The sequence below is a fragment of the Desulfobacula toluolica Tol2 genome, from assembly GCF_000307105.1.
In the GTDB taxonomy this organism is placed as follows: domain Bacteria; phylum Desulfobacterota; class Desulfobacteria; order Desulfobacterales; family Desulfobacteraceae; genus Desulfobacula; species Desulfobacula toluolica.
Window position 1 is genome coordinate 1,614,375 of sequence record NC_018645.1, and the last position, 23,947, is coordinate 1,638,321.

A 23,947-nucleotide genomic window follows, 5' to 3' on the forward strand; every position below is an offset into this window, starting at 1 on the left:
TTAACAGCAACTCCTGACGATTGCTATCAGTACCATAAAGAAATATTGTGAATCAATGTTATAAATGGGTTTGCTTCCGGTTTGTTGGTTGGAGTTTTTTTAAATAGGGAAAAAAAATGAAAAAAACAAGCATTATAGTATGGGGACTTTTTTTTTCCGTCTTGTTTTTTTCAGGATGCAGCAGGTTTAACCCATCTTCCATTGCCGTAGGCCCGGGTAACATATGTGTTCTGGCAGGTAGCGGGGGGGATGATCAAAATATTGTTGCATTCCAGGTCATCGGCAAAGGGCTTGAGCCTGAAAACGCGCTTTCAAAAGCAGAGGCTGTTTTAATGGCTCAAAGAGCTGCTGTTGCAGATGGATACCGGCAGCTTGCGGAAAAAGTCCATGGTGTTTATATTGACGCCTTTATGCAATCAGGACGGGGTATTATAACTCATGATGCTGTCCGGGTTCAGACCCAATCATGGCTCAGGGGTACGGAAATTATGGAAATTTATCAGGGTGATCATGGAATCACCAATGCAAGATTACGCTTGAAAATAGCATTAAATCATGCAGTTATTGGAGGTTGGCATGGGATATCGTTTGATTCACCATAAGCTTATGACAGGTATTTTGATTGTTTTATTGATCATCTGCCTGGGTTTGCCTTCCCTTGTTTGGAGTGCAGGGTTTCAGGAACAAAAATTATTTGACGGGAATTTTTACTCAATAAAAGAGTTGATTAAAAAAATTGAGACTCACAATAAAGAACTTAAAGTTATTGATCATCAGATAAAAATCGTTGAAAAAGATATCGACTGGTTGGTGTTGAAAATAAATCAAATCCAGGATTCAGGACGAACCGTATCTTCAAAACTCAAAGACGCAATTACAATAAAAGAAAAAAAAATGGATGTATTGCATAAAAACAAAAACAGGATAGAATCCCTTGTTAGGTATTATTCTGCAGCAGTTTCCAAAAATAATAAGCAGAGCCTGGTTGAGAATATTTTGAAAAAAAACGGTTCTGAAAATTCTCTTCCTGAAAAATCGGATATTCCGAACCCCCCGGCCCTGATTGAGCATAAAAGTGTGGCTGATGTACAAGATAATGATAGCCGGATCAGCAAATCAGATCTTCAGGCAGCCATAAATAAATCGGATTTGGGTGATTGGGTGGAAATAGTCGGAACAGGTACATGTCTTCAAATGAAAACCATACTGCCTATTCTGTTTTCAAGCGGCAGTGCCGATGTTGCAGGCGAATACAAATCTTTTTTAAAAAAACTGGCAACCTTTTTAAAACCTTATGATGTTAAAATCCTTGTAAACGGATATGCAGATACGGTTCCCATTAAAAACAAAACATATCCGTCCAATTTTGAACTGGGTGCAAAAAGAGCTGCAAATATTGTTCATCTGCTTATAAATTCGGGCCTTAAGCCGTCCATATTTAAAATAGCATCACCAGGAAAATATCGTTTTTCAGCAAAAGGAATGTCAAAACAGAAAACCTTTGAAAGACGTGCTGAGGTGACGGTTGTTTTTTCAGGGTGATTGCCTTGTTTTGGGTGCTTAGTCGCGATAATCTTAAATCCCCCCCCCAACATAATTCATCACCCAATACCCAAAAACTAATCAATCTGTTGCCTGAGTGTCTTGCAAAACCATTTACCGTTTTTATCTTTTTGTCTTTTAACGACACTTTTTAAAACAAGAGATTTTCCTTTTAGAATGGCATGTGATTCTATGGAAAAAATATCACTTGAATATGTGACTATTTTTGCTATTTGTTCTGTTTCTTTTTGGGTTAACCCTGCAACACCCGCATACCAGTTCTTAACAGACAGGTCATTGGCATACCCGCTTTTATCGTCCGGTTTCATGCAACGGTATTCACTGATATTTTTGGCAAGATCCTTTTTGCCAAACGGAAGAATTGCCGCAATAACCTGGATAGGGGCGGTATTAATGTTTATTTTTCCTGAAAATTGATAATGTTTATTTTTGTCGTTCTTGTTTTTTTCAGCACCAAAAACAGTGAACAGGTCATTTAATTGCAAATCTTTTTGATCAAAAAACAGAGAGTTAAGATTGTCTGATTCTGAAAGTAAAGTGTTTGATACTCCTTTAACAAAAAACATTTCATTTAAATCAAAAAATTCCCTGTTGGCACATTTATAAGGGGGGGTAAGGGACTCATAAAAGGAGGATTCCGCACCTGAGATTCCCGTGATCATCTCTCCATCTTTGCTGTCCAACCAGTCAATGAGACAATTTGTGATTTGTCTGGGATCTCTTTTGTCTTCAGACTTGTCATTGCTGATAAAAAAGGACAGAAGATTTTCACAGATCTGCTTTTGATCCTGATTGACTTCATGTCCGGGATAGGTATCGATCAAAGCATTGATCTGAAGTTTACCCATTTCATCATTGATTTTTAATTTGATATCACCCTCATCAAATGCAAGAGAGTGTATTATTTTGTCCAGGATCTCAGTGTCTGCCCATTCTTCCTGGACTGAGTCAATACGATTATGAGTCGTATCTTTTACAAGAACGGCCTTTGCCACATTGATGCCGGATTCGGCCATTTCCATCAAATAATAGTCGTCTTTGCCAGTTTGTGCTGCCATGCTTCCGATTTTTACCCGACGGTTCAGTTCAAGGGAGATTGTAAGAAGAATGGCAATAATGGACAGTGTTATCAGCAGTGCCACGCCATTCTCATTTTTTAATATTTTTACAAGGGTTTTACGATTCATTTTTTTCCCTTATTGACGGCAATACAAGTGTGGTGGAAAAACTATTTGATCGTTTGCCTGATTTTTTTCCAGATTTTCCAGGGTCTTGAATCACAAGTTTGATGCTTACGGCATAAGGGGTGGCATAATCAAAATCAGAGGAATCAGAATCCCATTCTTCATGGGATTTGCCGTCCTGATCTATAAAAATAAACTCAAATGCCTTTACCCTTTCACATAACAGCGGATCATTTTTAGTTTTATCTTCCCGGGTCTCATCAAAAAAAACAGATCCAATATCAGAGCGTTTCAGAACAATGGTTCCATTTTCCAAAGGTTCCACATAATAGTTGATAATTCCAATCCTGCTTTGCTGATCCCGGTTAAAAGCAATATGTTCAAATGATGCAAACTTCAGTTGAGTATAAGAATTTCCATCAAGAAAAAAGGTTTTTGATACAAACCTGAATCGGTCCGGATGATCAGATCCTTCCATGTCCGGGGGTCTGTAAATAGGATATTGGGTCAGGCAAAGGGACATGAGGTCTTTTTTGATTCTGTCCATGGCAACCTGGGCCATTTCATAATCATCCAGACCTGTGTTAATGGGATCAATATGGGATATGATGATATTAAATGAGGCAAACAGAGTTGAAACGGCTATGCTGAATATGGTGACTGCCACCAGGATCTCAACCAGGGTAAAGCCCTTATATCGGTTTGATCTTGTTTTTTTTGATTTTCTCATTGGGATATTAATCTTAAGGACTTGACAGTGTAATGATATTCACCATTCTTATAAAGAATCGTACAGACAATTTCAACAAGCAATCTGTAATTGTCATCCTGATTCCCGGAATACAGGTTTTCAAAATCAAGTTCTTCATGGTTTATGTCAAAGGTGAAACCCGGGAAATCCTTCAGGGAATCGCTTACGGCCAGGGGGGCAGTATCAGTTGCCGTTGAGATTTCCCATTCCGCGATGATTCTTTGTGCAAGAAGCGGTGCTTTTGCATAAAAGTTTGATCCAATATTCATGGCTACGGTCTGGGTGTGAAGTTTTATTACACTTGTAAATGCAATGGCGATAATGGAAACAGCCACCATGATTTCAAGAAGGGTGAATCCTTTTTGATTTGTTTTTATATGAAAGTTATCAAAAATCCGAACAGCAATTTTTCTGTTTTTTTGTGGGCAAACCAAGGAGAAATACCCGGTCTGTTCGTTGCAGTTAGTCAAATTGAATATATCCTTCATAAATGTTGACTTTGTGAAGAAAAGGTTGGATTAAACAGGAAAAAGTGTTTCCGTCATTGTCTGAAAGATGGATGATCGCATGATCCGAATATCCTTTTTTGTAAAATTTAACACATAAGTCATTATCAGTTGTCTGTCCTGGAATGTTGAAGTCGATTCCGTCAAGACGGACATCTTCGGGCAGTAAAAATTCACAAATGGTTTCTTTGTCTGACACGTCCGGATCAGGTTGGGTTTCTTTGATGCTTATGGTGTTTGTGTCCGGGCTTATGCACATAAAGAGATCTTTGTCCTGATGCCGGGATTCTGTTTTCAATTTGTTGACATTAAAAATAATCCAGTTCAAGGTGGTCTCAGTATCACTTCTGAAAATTTTCCCGCTGAATTCAGGAACAGCAAATGTCATCATGATACTGATGATAAAGAGAACCACAATCAGTTCCATGAGTGTGAAACCGGAATGGGGTGATATTCTATTCAATTTCCCAGCTTTTAATATCCTTGTTCTTATCTTCTCCGCCCGGCACGCCATCCGCCCCATAGGAGATGATATCATATTCTCCGTGAATTCCAGGACTCAGGTATATAAACTGCCTTTTCCAGGGATCTTTTGGCAGAGTTGATTTTTCAAGATACCCGCCCTTTTTCCAGTTACCCGTACCTTCTTCTTTGTCCGGCGGCTCAATCAGGGCTTTAAGCCCCTGCTCGGTTGTGGGATAGTCTCCATTGTCCAGTTTGTAAAGCTGCAACGCCGTAGTAAGGGCTGCAATATCAACCTGTGCTTTTACCTGCTTTGCGTCGTCGGTTCTTCCCATCAGCTTGGGCATGATCATTCCGGCAAGAATGCCAAGGATGACAATGACAACCATTAATTCGATCAAAGAAAAACCCCTGATATTGGTCACTGTTTTTTTAACCATTTTTTTGTCCTCTATCGAGCCATTTTGTTTCTTTAAATAACTGCCACGGGCAGACATGCTATTTCACCTTGGTTTGCCCACAACAAAACAGGAAAGTCATGGTCTGGATTTTTCAAGACTTTCATATAAAATTATTTTATCGCTGGAAATCAAACCTTTCAAGTTTATTTCACAGCTTGTATCAGATAATTGAATTATTGAATAGGGTTGCATAAAACTAAGTTAGAGGATATAAAATCAGCTTAAACTTCCTATTTGCCTTTTTGTGGAAAAAAATATGAGCAGCAGAGTGTTGACAATTGATATTCAACAGAATCAGATTGTATCTGTTCTATTAAGCCATGGCCTTAAGGGGATTCGTGTCGTTGAGGCAGCCTGCATCACAATTGCTCAAAACACAAATGGTCAAAACACAAATGGTCAAAACACAAACGGAGCGCCCCCTTTTCAGGCGGTTAAGGACGCACTTAATCAAATCCTTATAAAAATGAATACCCGGTATGACAGATGTATTATAAGCATTCCAGGTATTTGTTTTTTTTTCAGAACAATCGACCTGCCATTTAAAAACAGAAAAAAAAACAGCCGGATTTTTTCTTTTGAGCTGGAGCGCTATCTGCCATGGCCGGTTGAAGAGATTGAAGCTGATTTTTGTATGCTTCATAAAAATTTTAATAGCTCTATGGACACTAATATGGCAGGGGTTGCAGGCATACAAAATAGTTGTCTGGAACCGTTCAAAAACCTTTTTGACCAGTGTGGTGTTCATCCTGATGTGATAACGGTCGGAAGCGGTTATGCAGCCGCCTTTGTATATGCCGGAACGGCAGACCTACCTGACTTTTATTGTTTTATTCATGCAGAACCCCTTATGGCATCCATCCATTTAGTGCGGTTTGGTGAAATCGCTTTTAGCAGAGCTTTTTTATTGGATTCCGGTCACCCGGTTGGGTCCGTAAAAACAAATCTTATCCATACATTTTTGTCCTTTAACGAATCAATCGGCAATCAGCTTGAACTCAAAGATATTATTATATCGGGAACCGCTTCTTTTCTAAAAGAGCTTTGTGGTGATATTGAAAAAGAAATGGCTGTACCGGTTCATGAATTTGATCTTTTCAAGCTTGAAAAGCTATCTTTTGTATCAGGACAATTTTCTGACTCTCATACCAATTTTTATCAAAATGCAATTGCCATGGGTATCAACGAAATAAAAGGTGCTGAAATATTTAATTTCAGCCGCCAGGTTTCGAATTTTACATTGTTTTACCAGGAAAACAAATTTAATATAACAGCGGTTGCTGTTTTGTCTGTCTTTCTTTTTCTGGCATGGACGATTAATCCTATTATACAGATTAACCGGATGCAAAACAGTATAGAGCAGCTTGACAAAAAGGTCATTGGAGTTTTTAAATCGTGTTTTCCGGATGTAAAAACAATTGTTGATCCGGTCCATCAAATGCAGGTTAAAGTTTCTGCCTTACAGGAAAATAAAAATACCAATTTTTTGGGTGAGCATCTACTTTGCATTGATGTGTTAAACGAGATAAGCAAATCTTTACCGCCTTCTTTAGATATCGTTTTTTCACGACTTGTCAGAACAGAAGATCAGTTGCTTGTAAGCGGAAGTGCAGATCAATTCAATACCATTGATAACATGAAAAATAAATTTGAAAATATTGCGTTGTTTAGAGGGGTTGATATACAGTCGGCCTCAATGGACAAAACAGACAAACGTGTGAAGTTTAATCTGAAGATTGCATTCTGAATTTAAATTTTAGGAGAAAAGTATACTTTGGCTTTAAGAATGAACCGGCGGGAAAGGTATTCTGTTTTTTTTGCTTGTATTCTAATACTTGCCGTCATCGTGTATCAGTTTGGAATAGCCCCGTTTACAGAAAAAAAAAAGCTTTTTGAGCGGCAGTTGGCATCCAAAAAGACAGCGCTTGTGCAAATTAACCGCTTAAAGTCGGAATATGAGAGCCTCTTAAATAAGAATAACAATTTAAAAAAAATAAATTCCCAGAGAGAGAAAGCATTTACATTGTTTGCATTTCTTGAAAAGCTTGCCGTTAAAGCAGGCCTTGATGGGAATATTGATTATATGAAACCGTCGTCCTCTTTGGATAAGGCGTCAAAAATTGAATTATCCCTGGTTGAAATGAAGTTAAAGTCAATAAAATTATCCCAGTTAGCAGCATATTTGTATCTTGTGGAAACATCCCAAAATATTGTTTTTGTCAAACGTCTTGCCATCTCCAGGGATGGGAGAGATGAGGGCTATATCAGTGCTGTTCTTCATGTCGAGACCATAAGGAGCTGAAAACAGAAGATTGTTGAATGAAACTTAAAATTTTTGGATACTTTATATTTATTGCCGTTTGCCTCCTTTTTTCTTTATATGTCCATTTTCCGGGTAAGACTGCAGCAAAATATATTGAACAAATGTTGTCACATATACATCCCGGCGTAACTTTACGGATTGATACGCTTAATCCTTGTTTTCCCCCCGGTCTAAAGGCAGATGCTGTTCAAATTCATTATGCCGGTGTCCCCATCGCAACTCTTGACAACTCCAGATTGTTTTTTGATTTAACCACATTTTGGGGCAATCCTGTGACAGGCACATTTAAGGCACATGTTTTAGATGGTGCCCTGTCAGGTTTTATGCGTCTGTCAAAGGAAACAACAGGAGATGCCGGTATTGAAGCTGTGCTTGACAATTTGAAATTAGAAGATATACGTCTGGGTGAACTTTTGTCAGACGGTCAATTGTCAGGGATACTCAATGGAACCCTGACCGCAGTTTTTGAGCAGGGCAATATTCTTCAAAATAAAGGAGACCTGAATTTTGCAGATCTGGTCTTGCAATTCCCAGAAGCCTTGTTTTCTGTTGAAACCTATTCTTTTTCTTCCGGAAAGTTAAAATTTTCCATGTCTGAAGATCATCTTGTCAAGGTAGAAAATTGCAGTTTAACAGGTCGGCAGATAGATCTGCATTTATCGGGTATAATCAGTATGGCCAAAATATTTCAAAACAGCCGGTTGAACCTTAAGACCAAAATTGTATTGTACCCCTTGTTTTTTATGAATGCGGGAGATGAAATGCCGGTTGATGTGTCAAGAACAGATTCCGATAATGCCTTTATTCATTTGCGGATTGGCGGAACCATTCAATATCCGATAATTACCATTGACCCGGGGATCAAATGAAGCAAGTTTTTACAATCATAAATTTGGTGTTAATCTTTTTTATTATTGATTTTTCCGTATCAGGCTTTTATACATATTTTTCAACAGAATTTGAAACCAGTGATGATTTCAAAACCGTTGATGTTCAGCTTCAACCGGTTGAAAACAAAAAAAATCAGAATCAATCCTATTATAATGCCATTACCGTGCGTGACCTTTTTAAAACAAAAAAAAATGCAATCCCTGAAAAACAAATATCCTCAAAATCTGCATCCGCTCAAAAGATCAGGCTAACCGAGCTTAAGCTTGAGCTTAAAGGTACGATCACAGGCAATGGATCAGAACTTTTTGCAGTTATTAAGAAAAAGGGTGAAAAAAAAGAAGAACTTTATAAAACTGATGACATGATTGATCGGGCCGTTATAAAGGCGATATTCAGAAAAAGAGTTGTCTTGCTGGTAGATGGAAATGAAGAAACTCTTCTCATGGAAGAAAGCAAGCCTAAAGAAATTTTTAATAAAGGCCCTGGTGTTTTTTCAGGCGTTCCTTCCGTGGGGGAGCGTGAGAGAATTTTTGATACCGTCAAATTAAAATGGGCAGATGTAAATGGCCTGGCTAATGATTTGAAAAATATGCGAAAACATGTCAGGGTTCGGCACCACTTTTATCGAGGCAAAATGGATGGATTTAGGCTGAGCAATATTAAAAACAACTCGATTTTTTATGAAAAGCTGGGATTGAGAAATGGTGATATCGTGGCAGCAGTTAATGGGGAAGATGTCCGGTCCATAGTTGATGTTACAAAATTTTATAATGACTTCAAGAAAATAGGTGATAATGCCGCCATGACTGTTGAAATAAAACGCAATGGAGTGAAAGGGGAAATTAGATATTCACTTGAGTAATTGCCACGGTCAGACCTGGCCATTTCATGCAACAATCCGGTCACCTTGGTTTACCCTTAATAAAACATGAAAGTCGCTGTTTGGATTGTTAAAGTTTGAAAGTCACAGTTTATATTTTTAGAGACTTTATTATAAAAAGGTATGTTGAATTATGAAGCTGTTACAGAAAAACAGTAAATTTTTATTCGTTATTTCAGTTTTTTGCTGGATCATTTTTAATTTAAGTCTGGTTGTTGCTGAAGAAAATAAAGTGGGAAATAAAACGGAAAATAAATCAGGAAGGAAGGCGGAAAATAGTTATAAAATAGCTCAGAATGAATATGTAGCCATTGATTTTAATGACGTGGATATAAGGATTTTTATAAAGTTTATCAGCGAATTGGTTAATAAAAATTTTATTGTTGATAACATGGTCAAAGGGAATGTGAACATTATATCTTCGGGCAAGATTACAAAGCAAGAAGCATATAAAGTATTTGAATCCGTGCTTGAAGTGAATGGGTTTACTGTGGTAAAGGCAGGTGAAATTTCAAAGATTATTCCTATGCAGATGGCCAAGTCAAAAAATGTAGAAACACGATTTGAAAAAGGTTCCGGCGGAACTGGAGATAAAATTGTGACCCAGCTGATTCCTTTAAAATACGCAGACACAAATGAAATCAAAAGGCTTTTTGTTCCATTTGTGTCAAAAACAAGTGTGATCCTGGCATACGAGCCTACAAATACCCTGATTATAACGGATGTGTATTCAAATATTAACCGGCTGATGAAAATCATTACAGCCATTGATGTAAAAGATGTGGGGCAACAGATATCTGTGATACCGGTCACCTATGCCGATGCCATCAAGCTTGGGAAAACACTGAATACGCTTTTCCAGACAAAAACAGCAAAAGGCAAAAAGACAGCCTTGGATCAGATGGTCAAAATCATACCTGATGAACGAACAAACACACTTGTTCTCCTGGCCAACGAGTTTGATACGGCCAAGGTCAAAGAACTGGTAGAGATCATGGATAAGCAGGTGCCTAAAAGCGATTCAAAAATCCGTGTTTTTTATCTTGAGAATGCAAACGCAGAAGAGCTGGCAACCGTACTTCAGTCGCTTTCCGGCAAAGCATCTGTCCAGGAAAAAGGAAAAAAAACAGCCCCGGTGGTGTCTGATACAGTTAAAATTACAGCGGATAAGGCCACCAACAGCCTGATTATCATGGCTGAAAAAGATGATTATCCTGTGCTGGAAACCATTATACAAAAGCTCGATATCCCCAGGCCAATGGTCTATATTGAAGCCTTGATCATGGAGATACGGGATACGGATGACTTTATGCTGGGGGTTGAATGGATGGCCGGAATGTCTGCCGGCAGTGTTGATGGAAATGATGCCGGTGTTTATGGAGCATTTACCAGTGAAAGTGCAAGCAATGGAATTTCTGCTTTGCCGACCATTACCAATAATATTCTTAATGTTCCCGGCGGTTTTGCCCTGGGAATCATGGCGGAAAATATAACCATTGGCGGGATTTCCTTCCCCAATCTTGGCGCTGCTATTCGGGCCATGAAAAAAAATGAAAAAGTGCAGATTATTTCCACCCCTCAGATCATGACCACGGATAATGAGGAGGCTGAGATCAGTGTGGGTGAAAATATTCCGTATAAGACAACCAGCGGTTCAGGTGATCAAAATTATGAAAATTTTGAATACAAAGACGTGGGTGTTACTCTGAAAATCACACCCCAGATAAGCCAGGGGCGTTTTGTCAGGCTGAATATTTATCAAAAGGTTGAAAAGGTTGCATCAACTGAAGAAAACACCCCCACAACCTTGAAACGAACGGCTCAAACCACGGTTGTGGTAAAGGATGCAGCTACCGTTGTTATTGGAGGATTGATCGGGGAAGACCTGACATCAACTGATTATAAGGTACCTTGTCTCGGGGATATTCCATTTGCTGGGAATTTGTTTAAATCAACCGGCAGGAAAGGGGTCAAGACAAATCTGTATATTTTTTTGACTCCTCATATTATTGAGAATCCTGTTGAGGCGGAAACCGTGTACCGGGAAAAACATAAAGAGATTTCAAAGGTCAAGGAGAACACCATTAAATTATACAGGGATAAAAAATAGCAACAGGCAGGATATGAAAATCGAAACGCTTTCCAATATACTGCAAAACCGGTTCGGCATACCAGAGGATATGGTTGCGACGGCAAGAGAGTCTGCTAAAAAGCAGGGTGAATCACTTCAGGACGCTTTGATAAGAAAAAAGATTGCCCCGGAAAAATTAATTTTAAAAGCTCTTGAGTTACAATATGATATTCCTTTTCAGGAGGGGCTGGATGTGCAAAATATCCGATCCGGCTTTACCCGGATCATTCCGATTCATTTTTTTAAAAATTATTATATCGTTCCTCTGATAAAAAACGATGAGCAAGCAGAACCGTCTGCCCTGGAACCGGTCATTGTTGTGAATGACCCCTCATCCCTGCAGGCAGTGGATGACCTGGTTTCCATATTGAAGATTGAAAAGTATCAACTGGTGCTGTCCACCAAAGGTGAGATTCTTTCGACTATTAATAATCTTTACGATAAAAAGAGTGACAGTGCCCAGAAGATTGTGGATGATATGGAAGATGATGACAGCATCATCAATGAGATTGCTCAGACGTCGGATCTGCTGGATGATACCAGTGATGCTCCCATAATCAAGCTTGTGAATCATATGATTTCCCAATCGGTGAAAGCAAAAGCCAGTGATATTCATATTGAACCGGGCCGGGACAGTTTGAAAATTCGGTATCGGATTGACGGCATCCTTTATGATCTGCTTGAGCCGCCAAAAAGGATACAGGCCTCCTTGATCACGCGGATTAAGGTCATGGCAGATATGGATATCGCGGAAAAACGGCTTCCCCAGGACAACCGCATTGAAGTACGCATTGGTAATAAAACCGTTGATATAAGGATTTCAACCATTCCAACCACTCTTGGCGAAAGGATCGTCTTACGCTTGCTGGATAAATCCAGTTCTCTTTTGACCCTGTCGGAGTTTGGTATTGATCCTGACAGGCTCAGCCTTATCCGCAAACTTTCCTCCCTGCCCAATGGTATTATCCTGATGACAGGTCCGACGGGCAGTGGAAAAACAACCACCTTGTATGCCATGCTGTCAGAAATTAACAAACCGGATATTAATATTATTACCGTGGAAGATCCGGTTGAATATAAACTTGAAGGAATTAACCAGATCCAGGTGAATCCCAAAATAGGCCTGACTTTTGCCAAAAGCCTCAGATCAATTGTTCGGCAGGACCCGGATGTGATACTGATCGGAGAGATCCGGGATCATGAGACCTCCTCCATTGCCGTGCAATCGGCTCTTACCGGCCACCTGGTGCTGTCAACCCTTCATACCAATGATGCAGCCAGTGCCATTACCCGTCTGGTGGATATGGGGATAGAACCCTTTTTGATCACTTCGGCTGTGCGGGCTGTGATTGCCCAGCGCCTTATCCGGGTGTTGTGCCATGAGTGCAAAGAACCCTGTCGTCCTGATGCTCTGGCCCTGAAAAGCATAGGTCTGACAGAGGCAGATGTTGCTCAAAAAAATATTTTCCAGGCAAAAGGGTGCGGCAAATGTTTTCATACCGGATATAAGGGACGGATGCCGATATTTGAAATTCTTGTTATAGATAAGCATCATAAATCTCTTATTTTAAAAACCTCTGATTCAACAAAAATAAGGGATCTTGCCCTTGAACAAAATATGACAACCCTGCTCCATGACGGTATTGAAAAAATATTTAAAGGTATGACAACCATTGAGGAAGTGTTACGTGTTACCCAGGTGTAATTTGTGTGTGCTTTTACAACTATTTGGTATCCGCGTATTTAATATCCGGACATCTATTGCCTGGGCATTCATTGTTTTGATTCTGATTCCTGCTTCTTTTGCATTTTCTATGGAAACGGCTTCTTTGAACCATGTTCCGGGCCTTATTGGTTTTTATCAGGTCTATATCTCGCCGGTTGACGGTGATCGGTGTCCCATGGTTCCGTCCTGTTCTACCTATATAAAAAACAGCGTCAAAAAACACGGGGTTTTTATGGGATGGATAATGGGAATGGACCGGCTGGTCCGTTGCGGCAGGGATGAAGTCAAAACTTCTTCTCCGTTATGGATAAACGGGAAAAAATATATATACGATCCGGTTGAAAATAATGATTTTTGGTGGTCGAATAAATGAACAGGATTTTTTCAATGATGGTTTTGATTCTTTTTTTGGCGATACTTTTATTTTCTCCGGTCAGCGGATTCCCGGCAGATGTGGTTATGGCAGATGTGGTTATGGTGGATGCCCAAAAACAGTATCAACTTGCACAGACCTTGTTTGAAGAAAAAGAGTTTTCTGCTGCTGCCCATGAATATATTCGGTTTTTTCATTTGTTTCCCCATCATGAACGGGTGGTTGAGGCCAGATATAACACTGGAGTTTCTTTTTTTAATGCGGGTCGGTTTGACGATGCTGTAAGGCATCTTGCAGCAGTGGCTGAATTGGGAACGGATTTGAAATTTGTTCCAGATAGACTAAAATCAGGTAGAACAAAATTTGATGGAACAAAATTTGATGGAACACAATCCGGCCTTGCAGTCGACGCCATGTTTAAGCTAAGTGAAGTTTATGTGGCCATGGATAAACCCGGCATGGCCGTATCTGTTCTCCGAAACCTGGTAACGCTGACCCGGGCCGGTGACTTGGAGATAAATTTGAAATCCGGGGCAGATTTTATATCACCATTGCCATTGGAAACAGATTTGAAACCGGTCCCCGGTGGAACACAATCTGTCTCAGAAATTGGCAGTATTGGTGACAGGGCCTGCTTTGTGCTGGGATGGCTACTGCTTGACAAGGCAGATGTGTTAAAATCCCGGAGTGATTATCCGGTATACCCGGTCCGGGAGGCTGAAAAATATTTTTCAATGATCAGCCTTGAAGGTAAAAAAAAATACCGGATGGAAAACAGTATCGCTTCTCTTGAAAAAATAGGTCAATTAAAAAAGAAAATCCCTGCTGTGGCAGGTGCATTGTCCGTTGTCCCCGGGGGCGGGTTTTTGTATTGTGAAAGATATCAAGACGCCCTGGTCTCCTTTTTGTTGAATTCGTCTCTTATGCTGGCGGCCTATGAATCATTTGAAAACGACAATAAGTTTCTGGGTGGAGCGATCTGTTTTGTCGAAGCCGGTTTTTATACCGGTAATATTTACGGGTCTATCACCAGCGCTCATAAATACAATCAAACAAAACAAAAACAGTTTATTGATAGTTTGAAACAAGACTATCGTGACCATAAAAATAAAGTATCGTTTCATCCCGGTTTTGTAAAAAACGGCATGGCATTCATGTTGAAATATAAATTTTAATATTACCTTACCAACTGGTTCATTTCAAAAATGGGCAGACAGATAGACAGAACAATAAATCCTACCACAACTCCCATTACCAGTATGATCAAAGGCTCCATAATGGTGGTCATGCCGATAATAGTTGTTTCGATTTCATCATCATATACCCGGGCGGTTTTTTTTAACATGGATTCAAGATTGCCGCTTTGTTCGCCCACTTTTATCATCTGCACTGCCAGGTAGGGAAAATGGGCGTTTTGACTCAATACATCCCCTAACTCACGGCCGCATTCAACTTCTTGTTTCGCTTCCAGAATGGCATTTGCTATAATTTTATTGCCCGTAATATTTTTCACGATTTCAAGGGCATCCAGCAAAGAGACTCCGTTTTCCAGCAAAGATCCCAGGGTTCTGGTTAATCTGGCAACGGATATTTTTTGAACCAGTTCCCCTGCCACTGGAAGATTTAAGATAAATTTATCAATGGCTGTTTGAACAGCAGATTTTTTGCTGATGATATGATAGAAAATCATCAACAACCCTATGATACCGGCAATCACCCACCACCAGTGTTTTAAAAACCGGCTGGTATTGATCAGGATTTGTGTTGTCAATGGGAGTGACTGGTTCATCTCTTCAAAGATGGAGGTGATATTGGGAACGATAACCGTCAGAAGAAAGAACAAAACACCTATGCCCACAAGCGTCATCAACAGAGGGTAGGCCATTGCTGATTTGATTTTTCTGTTCAGTTTGTTTTGTTTTTCATAAATATCGGCCAATCTTTCCAGAACAATCTCCAGGGTGCCGGAGGCTTCTCCGGCCTTGACCATATTAATATAGATAACCGAAAAAATTCCAGGGTATTGCGACAGGGCTGCGGCAAAACTGCTGCCTTCCTCAATGGCATCTTTGATCCCGGATAAAATTCGTTTAAAAGATTGATTTTTTGTCTGGGGAAGCAGGGTGTTCAGTGCAGTGGTCAGTGGGAATCCGGCTGTAATAAGAGTGGCCAGTTGCCTTGTCATCATTGCAATTTCAGATGACCGGACGGGTGAATAGAAAAAAGAGAACCCTTTTTTTTGTTTTCCGGCACGGGTCGTGATTTCTGTTATTGAGATGGGAAATATTTTCGAACTGCGTAATTTGCCTGTTGCAGCTTTGATGTTGTCTGCATTGAGTAATCCGGAAATATTTTTTCCTTTTTTGTTTAATGCAGTGTATTCATAAACCGGCATTGTTCAATCCCTTCGCGTATGTTATGTGGGGATGGATTTAAAATCTGTCATAGGTTTCGTCATCGGCGGTTGCCGGAAATCCGTTCCAGGTTCGGTTGTGTGTCCCCTGGTTGTGCATATACCATAATTTACGGCTGCCCGAAAACCCTCATTTGTATTTATTAAATTGTTCTGATATATGAACGTGATTATGATGAAATTTTTGGTGCAATTTTGAATGAATAAAAAAAAATATCCATATATATATTTTGTCATGATCTGTATTTGCGGATATCTGTCCGTATTTGCCGGTGATGCCTTTGCCGGTGAAGAGCATAGTATTGCCGTTGTTGTTTCAAAGAAGATCAGGCCGTATATGAATGTAATGGAAGGCATTACAAAGGGCTTGAAAGAAACAATCTCAATCCGGGTGTTTTTTCTTTCCGATTCAGATCCCCAAAATAATGAACAGGTCTTAGGCAAACTGGAAAAAGGTCAGTTTGATTTGCTTGTAGCTGTCGGACCCGAGGCGGCGAAAATGGTTTGGAGAACAGGGGGCAAATTTCAAATAAGTCCTCAAAAATTGTTCACAGCCGTTCTTGATCCCGGTAGTTTGGGAGCTGATTCCAAATTTATTTCCAAATCTTTTGAATATGCAGATTCTATAAATATTCAATCTGTCCCTATCTGTGGTATTTCCTTGAGGATTCCAGTTGATAGACAGGTTCGGGAAATTGCACAAGCATTTATCAATGTAAAAAAAATCGGGTTGCTGTTTGATGCCCGGAACAATAAAGGGTTTTATGAAACAGCCGGTTTTGCATCACAACAATATGGCATTGCCCTTATCCCGTTGCAGGTTGAAGCCATGAAGCAGATTCCCGGGGTGCTGGCAAAAAACTGGCAAAATATTGACTGTGTCTGGATGATTCCGGACCGGACCGTGATTTCTGAAAAAATCATACAATATATTATCAGGCTTGGTATTTACCATAAAACAGGCGTGATAGGATATAATTCTTTTTTTATTCGTTCAGGTGCGGTTTTTTCTTTTGATTTTGATTATACGGCATTGGGATTACAGACTGCCGGAAAAATCGAGGCCTATTTTAAAACCGGTGAGTGCAGCGCAGACCCGCCGGAATTCAAGACCGTCATTAACCGTAAAATGGTTGATAAAATCGGCCTTCAGGTGAGGGAGTGACCATAAGAATGAACTTCAAAAGAATGAATTTCAGAAATATCGGCATACACGCAAGGGTTCTTTCAGCAGCGGTGATTCTCATCAGTGCCTCCACCATGTCATTGGGGTATTGGGGGGTGAATATCATCAACCAGTTTGTGACATCCCGTTTCAGCCGGCAGATTGAGTTTATGACTCAGTACCTGGCACTTAATTCGGAGCTGGGCATCCTGATCAATGAACAGGGACTTTTAAGGGATCTGGCCATAAATATGCTTGGGGAAAATGATATTGCCGGTGTAGTAATCGAGGATGGCCAGGGCCAGGAACTGGTCAGGGAACTTCGCCAGATTCCAGGACCGTTTGAAACAACCCGAAAAGGGGTTTATTTGTCTAACATCATGGAAGACAATGATACCATGGATCTTGTTGGCGGACATGGTGATGCCGACAGGATAGGCAGGGTTATAGTAACTTATTCCACAAAAGGAATTGAAGATCTGGTAACAACAATGAAACATCGGTTTTTAATGATCGCTCTGATTCTTATCATAGTATCCGGCCTGATATTTTATGTGATTTCCAGGTCTCTGGTTACTCCTGTGATATCCCTTGCAAAAATTGCCAGAAAAGTATCCATGGGCAATCATTTGATCCGGGCTTCGGAAGGAAACACACCTGAAACCATCAAGCTTGCCGATGCATTTAACGACATGCTTGATTCCATTGCGCGGGGGCGGCAAACCATTGTTCAGGCATATGAAAAAATGGCAAAACAGGAAACTCTTGCTGAGGTGGGTAAATTTTCCATGCTGATTGCCCACGAGGTGAAAAATCCTTTGGGAATTATAAAAAGTTCTCTTGAAATGCTTAAACGCGAGCTTGCCATTCCTCAGGAAAACATTGCTTTGACTTATGCGGAAGAAGAAATAGAAAGTTTAAACGATCTGATCGAAAGTTTTCTTATGTTTGCCAGACCGGCCCGGCCCAATTTTGAAAAAACGGATTTAAACCGGCTGATGTACCAGGTGGTTATGGGCTTTGAAATACAATACAATTCAACCCGGCTTGAAATAAGATCCTTTGTCCCTGAAAACCCGTTTTATGCCAAAGCTGATTTTGATCTGCTTTCAAGGGGGATAACCAATATTATCAGGAATGCCTGCGAGGCAAACCAGGGAAGGGGCAAGGTTGATATTTCAATTGGGTGCCAAAATAAAAAATGGCAGCTTTGGGTAAAAGATCAGGGCAAGGGGGTCCCCGAAGAAAAGCTAAAAAAAATTTTTGAACCTTTTTTTACAACAAAGGCAAAAGGGACCGGGCTAGGTCTTGCTTTTGCAGACCAGGTTGTCAAGGCCCATGGCGGAAGCATTAAGGCCGAAAACAGTCCCCACGGAGGTGCTGTGTTTTGTGTGACATTGTTTTCAAGTTTAAACGATATGGAAAATCAAGGAAGTTTGGTATAAATGGCAGACATATCCACTATACTTATTGTTGATGATGAAGCAAAAATGAGAAATCTTCTTTCCATGATGCTGGAAAGAAAAGGATATCAGATTGATCAGGCAACCGACGGGAAAGATGCTTTGAAAAAGGTGTCTGCAGGTACATATGATCTTGTGATTTCCGATATTAAAATGCCGGAAATGGATGGAAAAGAACTGATAAACCGGATGAGAGAACAGAACATTGTAACCCCTGTTGTGTTTATCACCGCCTTTGCAACGGTTGATTCCGCCGTTGACATGATGCGGCAGGGCGCTGCAGATTATGTCACCAAACCTTTTGATGAATCCAAAATTCATATCATGGTTGAACGGGCTTTAAACCTTTCCCGCATTGTAAATGAAAATAGAGAATTAAAACAAGCACTTGAAGAAAAACAGGAAAATAGGCAGCTGATCTATGAATCAAACAGCATGGGGGGGGTTGTTGACCTGGTAAAAAATGTTGCATCTGTTGATACGGCAGTCCTGATACTGGGAGAATCGGGTACGGGCAAGGAAATCATTGCCCGGCATATCCATTACCAAAGCCAGAGAAGCCGCAATCGGTTTGTTCCGGTGAACTGTGCTGCAATTTCTTCCAACCTGGTTGAGTCGGAATTGTTCGGATATGAAAAAGGCTCTTTTACCGGTGCTGATTCCCGGCGGAGGGGGAAGTTTGAGTATGCTACAGGAGGCACCCTTTTTCTGGATGAAATCGGGGATATGCCCCTGGATTCTCAAGGAAAGCTTTTGCGTGCCCTTCAGGAAAAAAAGTTTCAGCGGGTCGGGGGAAACCAGGAGATTCCCGTGGATGTCAGAATTATATGTGCCACAAATAGAAATCTTGAAACCATGGTTCAGCAGAATAAGTTTAGACAGGACCTTTTTTACAGGATCAATGTGTTTCCCATTTCGATTCCACCTCTGCGCCAGAGAAAAGAGGACGTGGTTCCGCTTGCCATGTACCTGATGCAAAAATTTCCTTTTGGAAAATCCCATACCATCAGCGAAGGTGCCTGCCGCAAGCTCAATGAATATCCTTGGCCCGGAAATGTGCGCGAGCTTGCAAACGTTATTGAACGCTGCCTGATTTTAACCAGGGAAACCCAAAAGATCACATCTGATACGCTTTCTTTTTTAAAACCCAATGAACCTGCGGCGGGAGGCCGGGTGATTGTCAAGCTGCCGCCGGGAGGGGTTCAGCTCAATCATGTTCAGTTCAGCCTGGTCAAACAGGCATTACAGGCAGCCGGCAACAACCAGACAACTGCTGCAAAGCTCCTGGGGCTGAGCCGGTCAAAACTCAGGGTACTTTTGAAAAATATGGATGGTGAGCAATAAATGATATCAGATGCTTACATGAAACTGGTTATGATTGCCACGGTCGTTCTTGTATCTGTTGTTTCTCTCTTTGTTGTTTCTGTTTCTGCATCCGACACCATGCTGATGTTTGTGGGAGAAGATCTGGATGTGCTTTCCATTGCCTCGAGAAAAGAAGAATCCGCCTGGAGTGCGCCTGCCATTGCCAAGGTGATCTCCCATGATGCTTTGTCAGAGTCTGGTGCGCTTACTGTTGCCGAGGCTGTTGATGATGTGGCAGGCTTTCATGTTGAAAAAACCAATAAAGGGTCCATTCCGTATTTAAGGGGTATACCCAATTCGGCACTGGTGCTATATGACACCGTTCCCATTGGTTCCGGGGCGGATAAATCCGATCACCTGATTGATTATGAAACCTCCCTGGCATCCATTAAACGGATCGAAATTATAAGGGGTGCGGGTTCTGTTCTGTGGGGCCCGGATGCATTTGCCGGTGTGATAAATGCCGTCCCCTTTACGGGCAGGGATTTTTCCGGGATTGAGACCGGCTTGACCCTGTCGTCTGCTGATCAGGGCAAACAGGCGTATGTGAGATACGGGGCAAGCAAAGGGGCATGGTCCTCTTTTTTCTGTGTTTCCGCCCGGCAGGCAACAGAAGATGATACCCCCGTCAATGTTATCAGTTTCTGGAATGACGGCATTAGCCCTACACAGGCGGAAGAGCGGTTTGGAAGCAGTACACTGGATGATTCTCAATATGTTGATTTGTACGGTAACGTGTCGTTTTCAGACTGGCTGGTGATTTCTGCAAAATTGTCGGACGGTCAAAAAGCCTTTTCCGTAACCGACTGGGACCGCGAATATATTTGGGAAGAGCAAAAATTATATGGTTCAAAAATGTTTAAACTGGAGGCGTCAAAAGATATCGGCATTGATTCGGGTATTCGGTTTGCCGTGTATTACTCGGATATCGGACTTGAAAAGACGGTTATTGACCGACAGTTTGAGCAGAACGAATATTCAGTGTTTGGTGAACTGATGTATGAACGGTCATTGTTCTCTTCAGATGCTTTGTTAACAGTGGGAACTTCTTATAAAGAAGATCATTTTAAGGATATCCTTGTGTGGAATAGTTTTTATCCCGGATTCCTGGTGTCCGAAAATCAGGATTTTTTGCCGGACTTCTCGCAAAAGGATTATGAAAACACCCTGTTTTCAGTTTTTGGTCAGTACCGCCACAAAATAAAGGATATCGAGTTCTGGGCCGGTTTCAGGAACGATGACCATGAAAAATTTGAAGACAAAGTCAGTTTCAGCTCCGGTATTGCTTGGGAGTTATCTTCTGAACTGATGGTCAAGGCCATCTATGGTTCGGGTTATAGAACGCCGTTTGCCAAGCAGGTGGATGGAATTATGGAAAACTGCCTTGAACAGATCAAAAATATTAATCTCCAGCTGCAGTACAAACCCAATCCCAAAATCTTGTTCTCTATGACGGTTTTCAGGAACGATATTAAGGATCATGTGGTGGGGGACCGATATGAAGGGGCCGGGGTCTCTTTGCCCAACCGACAGACAATTGATGGGATTGAATTGGAATGGGAATTTGTGGCAACTCAAACCCTGTCTTTTTCCGGGAATGCCACTTTTTTAGACAATGACGGAACTTATGAAACCTTTCTTAGTTACGAACATATCAGTTATCCTGATTATTATCCGGTATTGCACCACAGTTATGACACCGGCTCGGATATTATGTTCAATTTTAGCGGGGTTTGGCAGATGGCAGAGCATATCAAACTGGTTTCTCAGATTGAGTATTTTTCCGGGCGAGAACTTTATTATTCCATGGATGATGAAACACGGAAGTATCCGGATGCGTGGCTGTGCAATCTGCGATTGCGGTTTGAGGATGTCAACTCCTGGGATATTGACCTGTTTGTAAACAATATTTTCAGCAGCAAGTATAAGACCTTTGATGCGGCATCAGACCATTTCAGCGAGTCCTTCAGTGCCGGAATTACCCTTAAATATAAATGGTAAAGCAGGATTGTTTGTGGCATGTTGTTGTGTTGGTTTTCGTCCGATCAATTCCGGCAATATTAAAGATGGGTTTTGTTGACATTATGACAATTAACGCCCATAGTGGCGAATTAATTAACTTGGAATCTATTTTGAGAGAAACACTGTGAAAACACCCTTGCAAGCATTTATCAACTGGTTTGACAATGTTCCTGTGTCTTTACGCAAATATCTTGCCCATATTTTCAGGATCTGCACAACCGATGATACCTCCCATATGGCAGCACTGCCTGAGCAGTCCCTTGAAGGCTTCAGGAACTGGGCCGTAAAAACGGATTTTCCCTTGCGCATTGCCGCCAGAATGTTTTATATAAGATCGGTTTTTGATATGGTGATACTTCATTATAAGGAAATACTTGCAGGGGATGAGTTTTGTCACCTTGCATCGGAAAAAGACAATATCGTTCAGATATCTTCAAAACAATGGGAAGAAATTTTCAAGTCCTGGATAGATTTGCGCAGAAAGGAAATGGCTGATACATATATCCATTCCTGGGCTTCCGGGATGATTAAACTGCAGATGGAGGCAAAGTGAAATACCCTATTTTTTATAACGCTTTTATACTGGTTTTTACCCTGACCCTGTTAAATGGCATGGCATTTGCTGGACAGACCATGACCCTGGAACAATGCCTGGAAACAGGAATCAAGAACAATCCTTCCCTTAAAGCCGCAGGGCTTGGTGTGGCGGCTGCCGGCCATGACATCAAGGCGGCCAGGGCTGATTTTCTGCCGGCCGTATCATCAGGTTATTCTTACAGCATGCTTGGCAGCATAAGTTCAAAAGGCCCTACGGAAACCGATTATCTTGATCAGGAGAGCAGGACATTCAATATTAAGATGACCCAGATTCTCTATGCCGGATCAAGAGTTGTCAATGCTTATGGCAAAGCCAAAATTCTTGAGCAGGCAGCCCAGGCTCAGATGGACCTTGAAAAACTGGAGCTGATTTATAATATTGAAATAACTTTTTATAGAGTAATGAAAGCCCGGCAGGATGTTATTACAGTTACCGAGTCAGTCAACAGGTTGAGTGAAAGCATCAAGTCTGCCAAAGCGTTTTTTGAAAAAGAACTCGTTCCCTATGTGGATGTCCTCCAGGCCCGAGTGGACCTGGCAGATGCAAAAGAGCAGTTGGGGATTGCAAAAAATAATTTAAATCGCGAGCGCGTAGCATTGTTTGCCTTGATGGACCTGCCGCTGGATCCGGACATGGAATTTTCCGGCGGGCAGTATAATACTGTAACGGATGATCCTTCTTTTGAATCTTGCCTTCAGCAAGCCTTTGAAAACCGGCCGGATATCAAGAGTCTTGAATATCAGCTTGATGCTGCAAACAAAGATGCCGGGATTGCAATGGGAAAATATATGCCTATGGTCAGACTTGACATTGGGTATTACGACCAGGACAGAGATTATGACAAACCTGGCACTTCAATATCCGGGGACTATGACAGGGATCAGAGAAACCGTTACTGGTCAACCGGTATTTATGCCACCTGGGATATGTTTGACGGCGGCAGGTCATGGTATGAAAAAGAAAAATACAATGCACAAGCAAGCAAGATAAAATCTCTGATCAAAGAAGCAGAAAACATGATTTCCACAGGAATCCATAAGGCGCTTTATTCCATGTCTGAAGCTCAGCAGCGCATCTCAACTTCCGGTGAAGCATTGATTGCTGCAAAAGAGTATTACGAGATGGAAGAAAAGCGCCTCAATGCAGGTCTTTCCACAGTTCCATCGCTTTTGGATGCCCAGTACCGCTTGATTCGTGCCCAGGGAAATCAGACCCGTGCTGTTTTAGATTATCAGCTGGCAAAATCGGAATTGAAATTGATGACGGCAGAAAAATAAAAAAAGCCTGGAGCTGTTAATTGAGAAACGATAAAGTCACTTCATTTATTTGATTGCCTGTCAGTTATATTGACACGATATTAATGCTGCTTATTGTAACGTAACGCATTGACCGTGGGCTTTATTATAATGATCCGGGTTTTAAGTTGACGCAGAACTGATAGGTTTTTAAGGAGATAAAAATGCTTGGTCCAGGACCGTTGATCGCCATTGATGTTGTGTTGCTGTATACCATTCTGGGCCCCCTGGTTTTATTTGCCATTTATGTTTTGTTTGATTCTCTTGACAGATCCGGTAAACCGGTCCGGCAGAGTCAGGATGCGATAACCGGAAAAAAAGATCCTGCCGTATGGACAAATGATGATATTGACCTTTATATGGACCGGATCTGAG

23 protein-coding genes are annotated in these 23,947 nt (G+C 41.1%); 17 read left to right on the forward strand and 6 right to left on the reverse strand.

Features of this window, described 5'->3' with window-relative positions:
• Positions 1-116 precede the first annotated feature (116 nt).
• Both TOL2_RS07420 and TOL2_RS07425 read left to right on the forward strand, forming a co-directional pair.
• The gene (locus tag TOL2_RS07420) at positions 117-602 is read left to right on the forward strand and encodes an LPP20 family lipoprotein (protein ID WP_014956888.1); all 486 of its coding nucleotides are present in this window, start codon (positions 117-119) and stop codon (positions 600-602) included.
• Entirely contained in the window at positions 577-1,542 is a 966-nt protein-coding gene (locus TOL2_RS07425) for an OmpA/MotB family protein (protein ID WP_051012315.1), read from the forward strand. Before TOL2_RS07420 ends, TOL2_RS07425 begins: the two co-directional genes overlap by 26 nt.
• A 77-nt stretch (positions 1,543-1,619) precedes the next feature.
• On the opposite strand, the gene TOL2_RS07430 is transcribed toward TOL2_RS07425, so the two are convergent.
• The 5 genes from TOL2_RS07430 to gspG are packed head-to-tail and all read right to left on the reverse strand — an operon-like array spanning position 1,620 to position 4,906.
• Positions 1,620-2,750: a type II secretion system minor pseudopilin gene (locus TOL2_RS07430; protein WP_014956890.1), complete on the reverse strand. Its 1,131-nt coding sequence runs from the start codon at positions 2,748-2,750 to the stop codon at positions 1,620-1,622.
• Complete coding sequence (locus TOL2_RS07435; RefSeq protein WP_014956891.1) at positions 2,740-3,477, reverse strand: PulJ/GspJ family protein; 738 nt, start codon at positions 3,475-3,477, stop codon at positions 2,740-2,742. The genes TOL2_RS07430 and TOL2_RS07435 overlap by 11 nt, the downstream gene beginning before the upstream one ends.
• Positions 3,474-3,968 (reverse strand): type IV pilus modification PilV family protein, encoded by a 495-nt coding sequence (locus tag TOL2_RS07440; protein WP_041279349.1) that lies wholly within the window; start codon positions 3,966-3,968, stop codon positions 3,474-3,476. The genes TOL2_RS07435 and TOL2_RS07440 overlap by 4 nt, the downstream gene beginning before the upstream one ends.
• A complete protein-coding gene (locus TOL2_RS07445; RefSeq protein WP_041279350.1) occupies positions 3,961-4,467 on the reverse strand; it encodes a pilus assembly FimT family protein in 507 nt (168 codons plus the stop codon). The genes TOL2_RS07440 and TOL2_RS07445 overlap by 8 nt, the downstream gene beginning before the upstream one ends.
• Entirely contained in the window at positions 4,460-4,906 is a 447-nt protein-coding gene (gspG, locus tag TOL2_RS07450) for a type II secretion system major pseudopilin GspG (RefSeq protein WP_014956894.1), read from the reverse strand. The genes TOL2_RS07445 and gspG overlap by 8 nt, the downstream gene beginning before the upstream one ends.
• A gap of 277 nt (positions 4,907-5,183) precedes the next feature.
• Here gspG and pilM point away from each other — a divergent pair, with 277 nt between their 5' ends.
• The 8 genes from pilM to TOL2_RS07490 all read left to right on the forward strand — a co-directional run bounded on the left by pilM (position 5,184) and on the right by TOL2_RS07490 (position 14,426).
• On the forward strand, positions 5,184-6,674 hold the full coding sequence (gene pilM / locus TOL2_RS07455) for a pilus assembly protein PilM (protein ID WP_014956895.1): 1,491 nt from the start codon (positions 5,184-5,186) through the stop codon (positions 6,672-6,674).
• A 27-nt stretch (positions 6,675-6,701) separates the two neighbouring features.
• Positions 6,702-7,229 (forward strand): type II secretion system protein GspM, encoded by a 528-nt coding sequence (gspM, locus tag TOL2_RS07460; protein WP_014956896.1) that lies wholly within the window; start codon positions 6,702-6,704, stop codon positions 7,227-7,229.
• 17 nt (positions 7,230-7,246) lie between these two features.
• Positions 7,247-8,119 (forward strand): type II secretion system protein GspN, encoded by an 873-nt coding sequence (gene gspN / locus TOL2_RS07465; RefSeq protein WP_014956897.1) that lies wholly within the window; start codon positions 7,247-7,249, stop codon positions 8,117-8,119.
• Complete coding sequence (locus tag TOL2_RS07470) at positions 8,116-9,003, forward strand: type II secretion system protein N (RefSeq protein ID WP_014956898.1); 888 nt, start codon at positions 8,116-8,118, stop codon at positions 9,001-9,003. Before gspN ends, TOL2_RS07470 begins: the two co-directional genes overlap by 4 nt.
• A gap of 151 nt (positions 9,004-9,154) precedes the next feature.
• The gene (gspD, locus tag TOL2_RS07475) at positions 9,155-11,131 is read left to right on the forward strand and encodes a type II secretion system secretin GspD (protein ID WP_014956899.1); all 1,977 of its coding nucleotides are present in this window, start codon (positions 9,155-9,157) and stop codon (positions 11,129-11,131) included.
• A 13-nt stretch (positions 11,132-11,144) separates the two neighbouring features.
• The gene (gene gspE / locus TOL2_RS07480) at positions 11,145-12,857 is read left to right on the forward strand and encodes a type II secretion system ATPase GspE (RefSeq protein ID WP_014956900.1); all 1,713 of its coding nucleotides are present in this window, start codon (positions 11,145-11,147) and stop codon (positions 12,855-12,857) included.
• Between the two features lie 7 nt (positions 12,858-12,864).
• On the forward strand, positions 12,865-13,251 hold the full coding sequence (gene yidD, locus TOL2_RS07485; RefSeq protein ID WP_014956901.1) for a membrane protein insertion efficiency factor YidD: 387 nt from the start codon (positions 12,865-12,867) through the stop codon (positions 13,249-13,251).
• Positions 13,248-14,426, forward strand: a complete 1,179-nt coding sequence (locus TOL2_RS07490; protein WP_014956902.1) for a tetratricopeptide repeat protein — start codon at positions 13,248-13,250, stop codon at positions 14,424-14,426. Before yidD ends, TOL2_RS07490 begins: the two co-directional genes overlap by 4 nt.
• A gap of 2 nt (positions 14,427-14,428) precedes the next feature.
• On the opposite strand, the gene gspF is transcribed toward TOL2_RS07490, so the two are convergent.
• On the reverse strand, positions 14,429-15,646 hold the full coding sequence (gene gspF, locus TOL2_RS07495; protein ID WP_014956903.1) for a type II secretion system inner membrane protein GspF: 1,218 nt from the start codon (positions 15,644-15,646) through the stop codon (positions 14,429-14,431).
• Between the two features lie 217 nt (positions 15,647-15,863).
• On the opposite strand from gspF, the gene TOL2_RS07505 reads away from it, so the two are divergent.
• The 7 genes from TOL2_RS07505 (at position 15,864) to TOL2_RS07535 (ending at position 23,946) form a co-directional block, all read left to right on the forward strand.
• On the forward strand, positions 15,864-16,829 hold the full coding sequence (locus TOL2_RS07505; RefSeq protein ID WP_014956904.1) for an ABC transporter substrate-binding protein: 966 nt from the start codon (positions 15,864-15,866) through the stop codon (positions 16,827-16,829).
• A gap of 8 nt (positions 16,830-16,837) precedes the next feature.
• Positions 16,838-18,274, forward strand: coding sequence for a sensor histidine kinase (locus TOL2_RS07510; protein ID WP_232508094.1), 1,437 nt, complete (start codon positions 16,838-16,840; stop codon positions 18,272-18,274).
• Positions 18,275-19,636: a sigma-54-dependent transcriptional regulator gene (locus tag TOL2_RS07515; protein ID WP_014956906.1), complete on the forward strand. Its 1,362-nt coding sequence runs from the start codon at positions 18,275-18,277 to the stop codon at positions 19,634-19,636.
• Positions 19,637-21,658 (forward strand): TonB-dependent receptor plug domain-containing protein, encoded by a 2,022-nt coding sequence (locus tag TOL2_RS07520; RefSeq protein WP_014956907.1) that lies wholly within the window; start codon positions 19,637-19,639, stop codon positions 21,656-21,658.
• 145 nt (positions 21,659-21,803) lie between these two features.
• Positions 21,804-22,232, forward strand: coding sequence for a hypothetical protein (locus tag TOL2_RS07525; RefSeq protein ID WP_014956908.1), 429 nt, complete (start codon positions 21,804-21,806; stop codon positions 22,230-22,232).
• A complete protein-coding gene (locus TOL2_RS07530; protein WP_014956909.1) occupies positions 22,229-23,554 on the forward strand; it encodes a TolC family protein in 1,326 nt (441 codons plus the stop codon). The genes TOL2_RS07525 and TOL2_RS07530 overlap by 4 nt, the downstream gene beginning before the upstream one ends.
• A gap of 182 nt (positions 23,555-23,736) precedes the next feature.
• On the forward strand, positions 23,737-23,946 hold the full coding sequence (locus tag TOL2_RS07535; RefSeq protein WP_041279353.1) for a hypothetical protein: 210 nt from the start codon (positions 23,737-23,739) through the stop codon (positions 23,944-23,946).
• Position 23,947 lies beyond the last annotated feature (1 nt).

What these genes read in the sequence shown, in the direction of transcription:
- TOL2_RS07430 (WP_014956890.1), bottom strand. Translation starts at nt 2,750, where the DNA reads ATGAATCGTAAAACCCTTGTAAAAATATTAAAAAATGAGAATGGCGTG.
- TOL2_RS07515 (WP_014956906.1), top strand. Translation starts at nt 18,275, where the DNA reads ATGGCAGACATATCCACTATACTTATTGTTGATGATGAAGCAAAAATG.
- TOL2_RS07505 (WP_014956904.1), top strand. Translation starts at nt 15,864, where the DNA reads ATGAATAAAAAAAAATATCCATATATATATTTTGTCATGATCTGTATT.
- TOL2_RS07420 (WP_014956888.1), top strand. Translation starts at nt 117, where the DNA reads ATGAAAAAAACAAGCATTATAGTATGGGGACTTTTTTTTTCCGTCTTG.
- gspD (WP_014956899.1), top strand. Translation starts at nt 9,155, where the DNA reads ATGAAGCTGTTACAGAAAAACAGTAAATTTTTATTCGTTATTTCAGTT.
- TOL2_RS07470 (WP_014956898.1), top strand. Translation starts at nt 8,116, where the DNA reads ATGAAGCAAGTTTTTACAATCATAAATTTGGTGTTAATCTTTTTTATT.
- gspE (WP_014956900.1), top strand. Translation starts at nt 11,145, where the DNA reads ATGAAAATCGAAACGCTTTCCAATATACTGCAAAACCGGTTCGGCATA.
- gspG (WP_014956894.1), bottom strand. Translation starts at nt 4,906, where the DNA reads ATGGTTAAAAAAACAGTGACCAATATCAGGGGTTTTTCTTTGATCGAA.
- TOL2_RS07510 (WP_232508094.1), top strand. Translation starts at nt 16,838, where the DNA reads ATGAACTTCAAAAGAATGAATTTCAGAAATATCGGCATACACGCAAGG.
- gspN (WP_014956897.1), top strand. Translation starts at nt 7,247, where the DNA reads ATGAAACTTAAAATTTTTGGATACTTTATATTTATTGCCGTTTGCCTC.
- gspF (WP_014956903.1), bottom strand. Translation starts at nt 15,646, where the DNA reads ATGCCGGTTTATGAATACACTGCATTAAACAAAAAAGGAAAAAATATT.
- TOL2_RS07425 (WP_051012315.1), top strand. Translation starts at nt 577, where the DNA reads ATGGGATATCGTTTGATTCACCATAAGCTTATGACAGGTATTTTGATT.
- TOL2_RS07520 (WP_014956907.1), top strand. Translation starts at nt 19,637, where the DNA reads ATGATATCAGATGCTTACATGAAACTGGTTATGATTGCCACGGTCGTT.
- pilM (WP_014956895.1), top strand. Translation starts at nt 5,184, where the DNA reads ATGAGCAGCAGAGTGTTGACAATTGATATTCAACAGAATCAGATTGTA.
- TOL2_RS07535 (WP_041279353.1), top strand. Translation starts at nt 23,737, where the DNA reads ATGCTTGGTCCAGGACCGTTGATCGCCATTGATGTTGTGTTGCTGTAT.
- TOL2_RS07435 (WP_014956891.1), bottom strand. Translation starts at nt 3,477, where the DNA reads ATGAGAAAATCAAAAAAAACAAGATCAAACCGATATAAGGGCTTTACC.
- TOL2_RS07490 (WP_014956902.1), top strand. Translation starts at nt 13,248, where the DNA reads ATGAACAGGATTTTTTCAATGATGGTTTTGATTCTTTTTTTGGCGATA.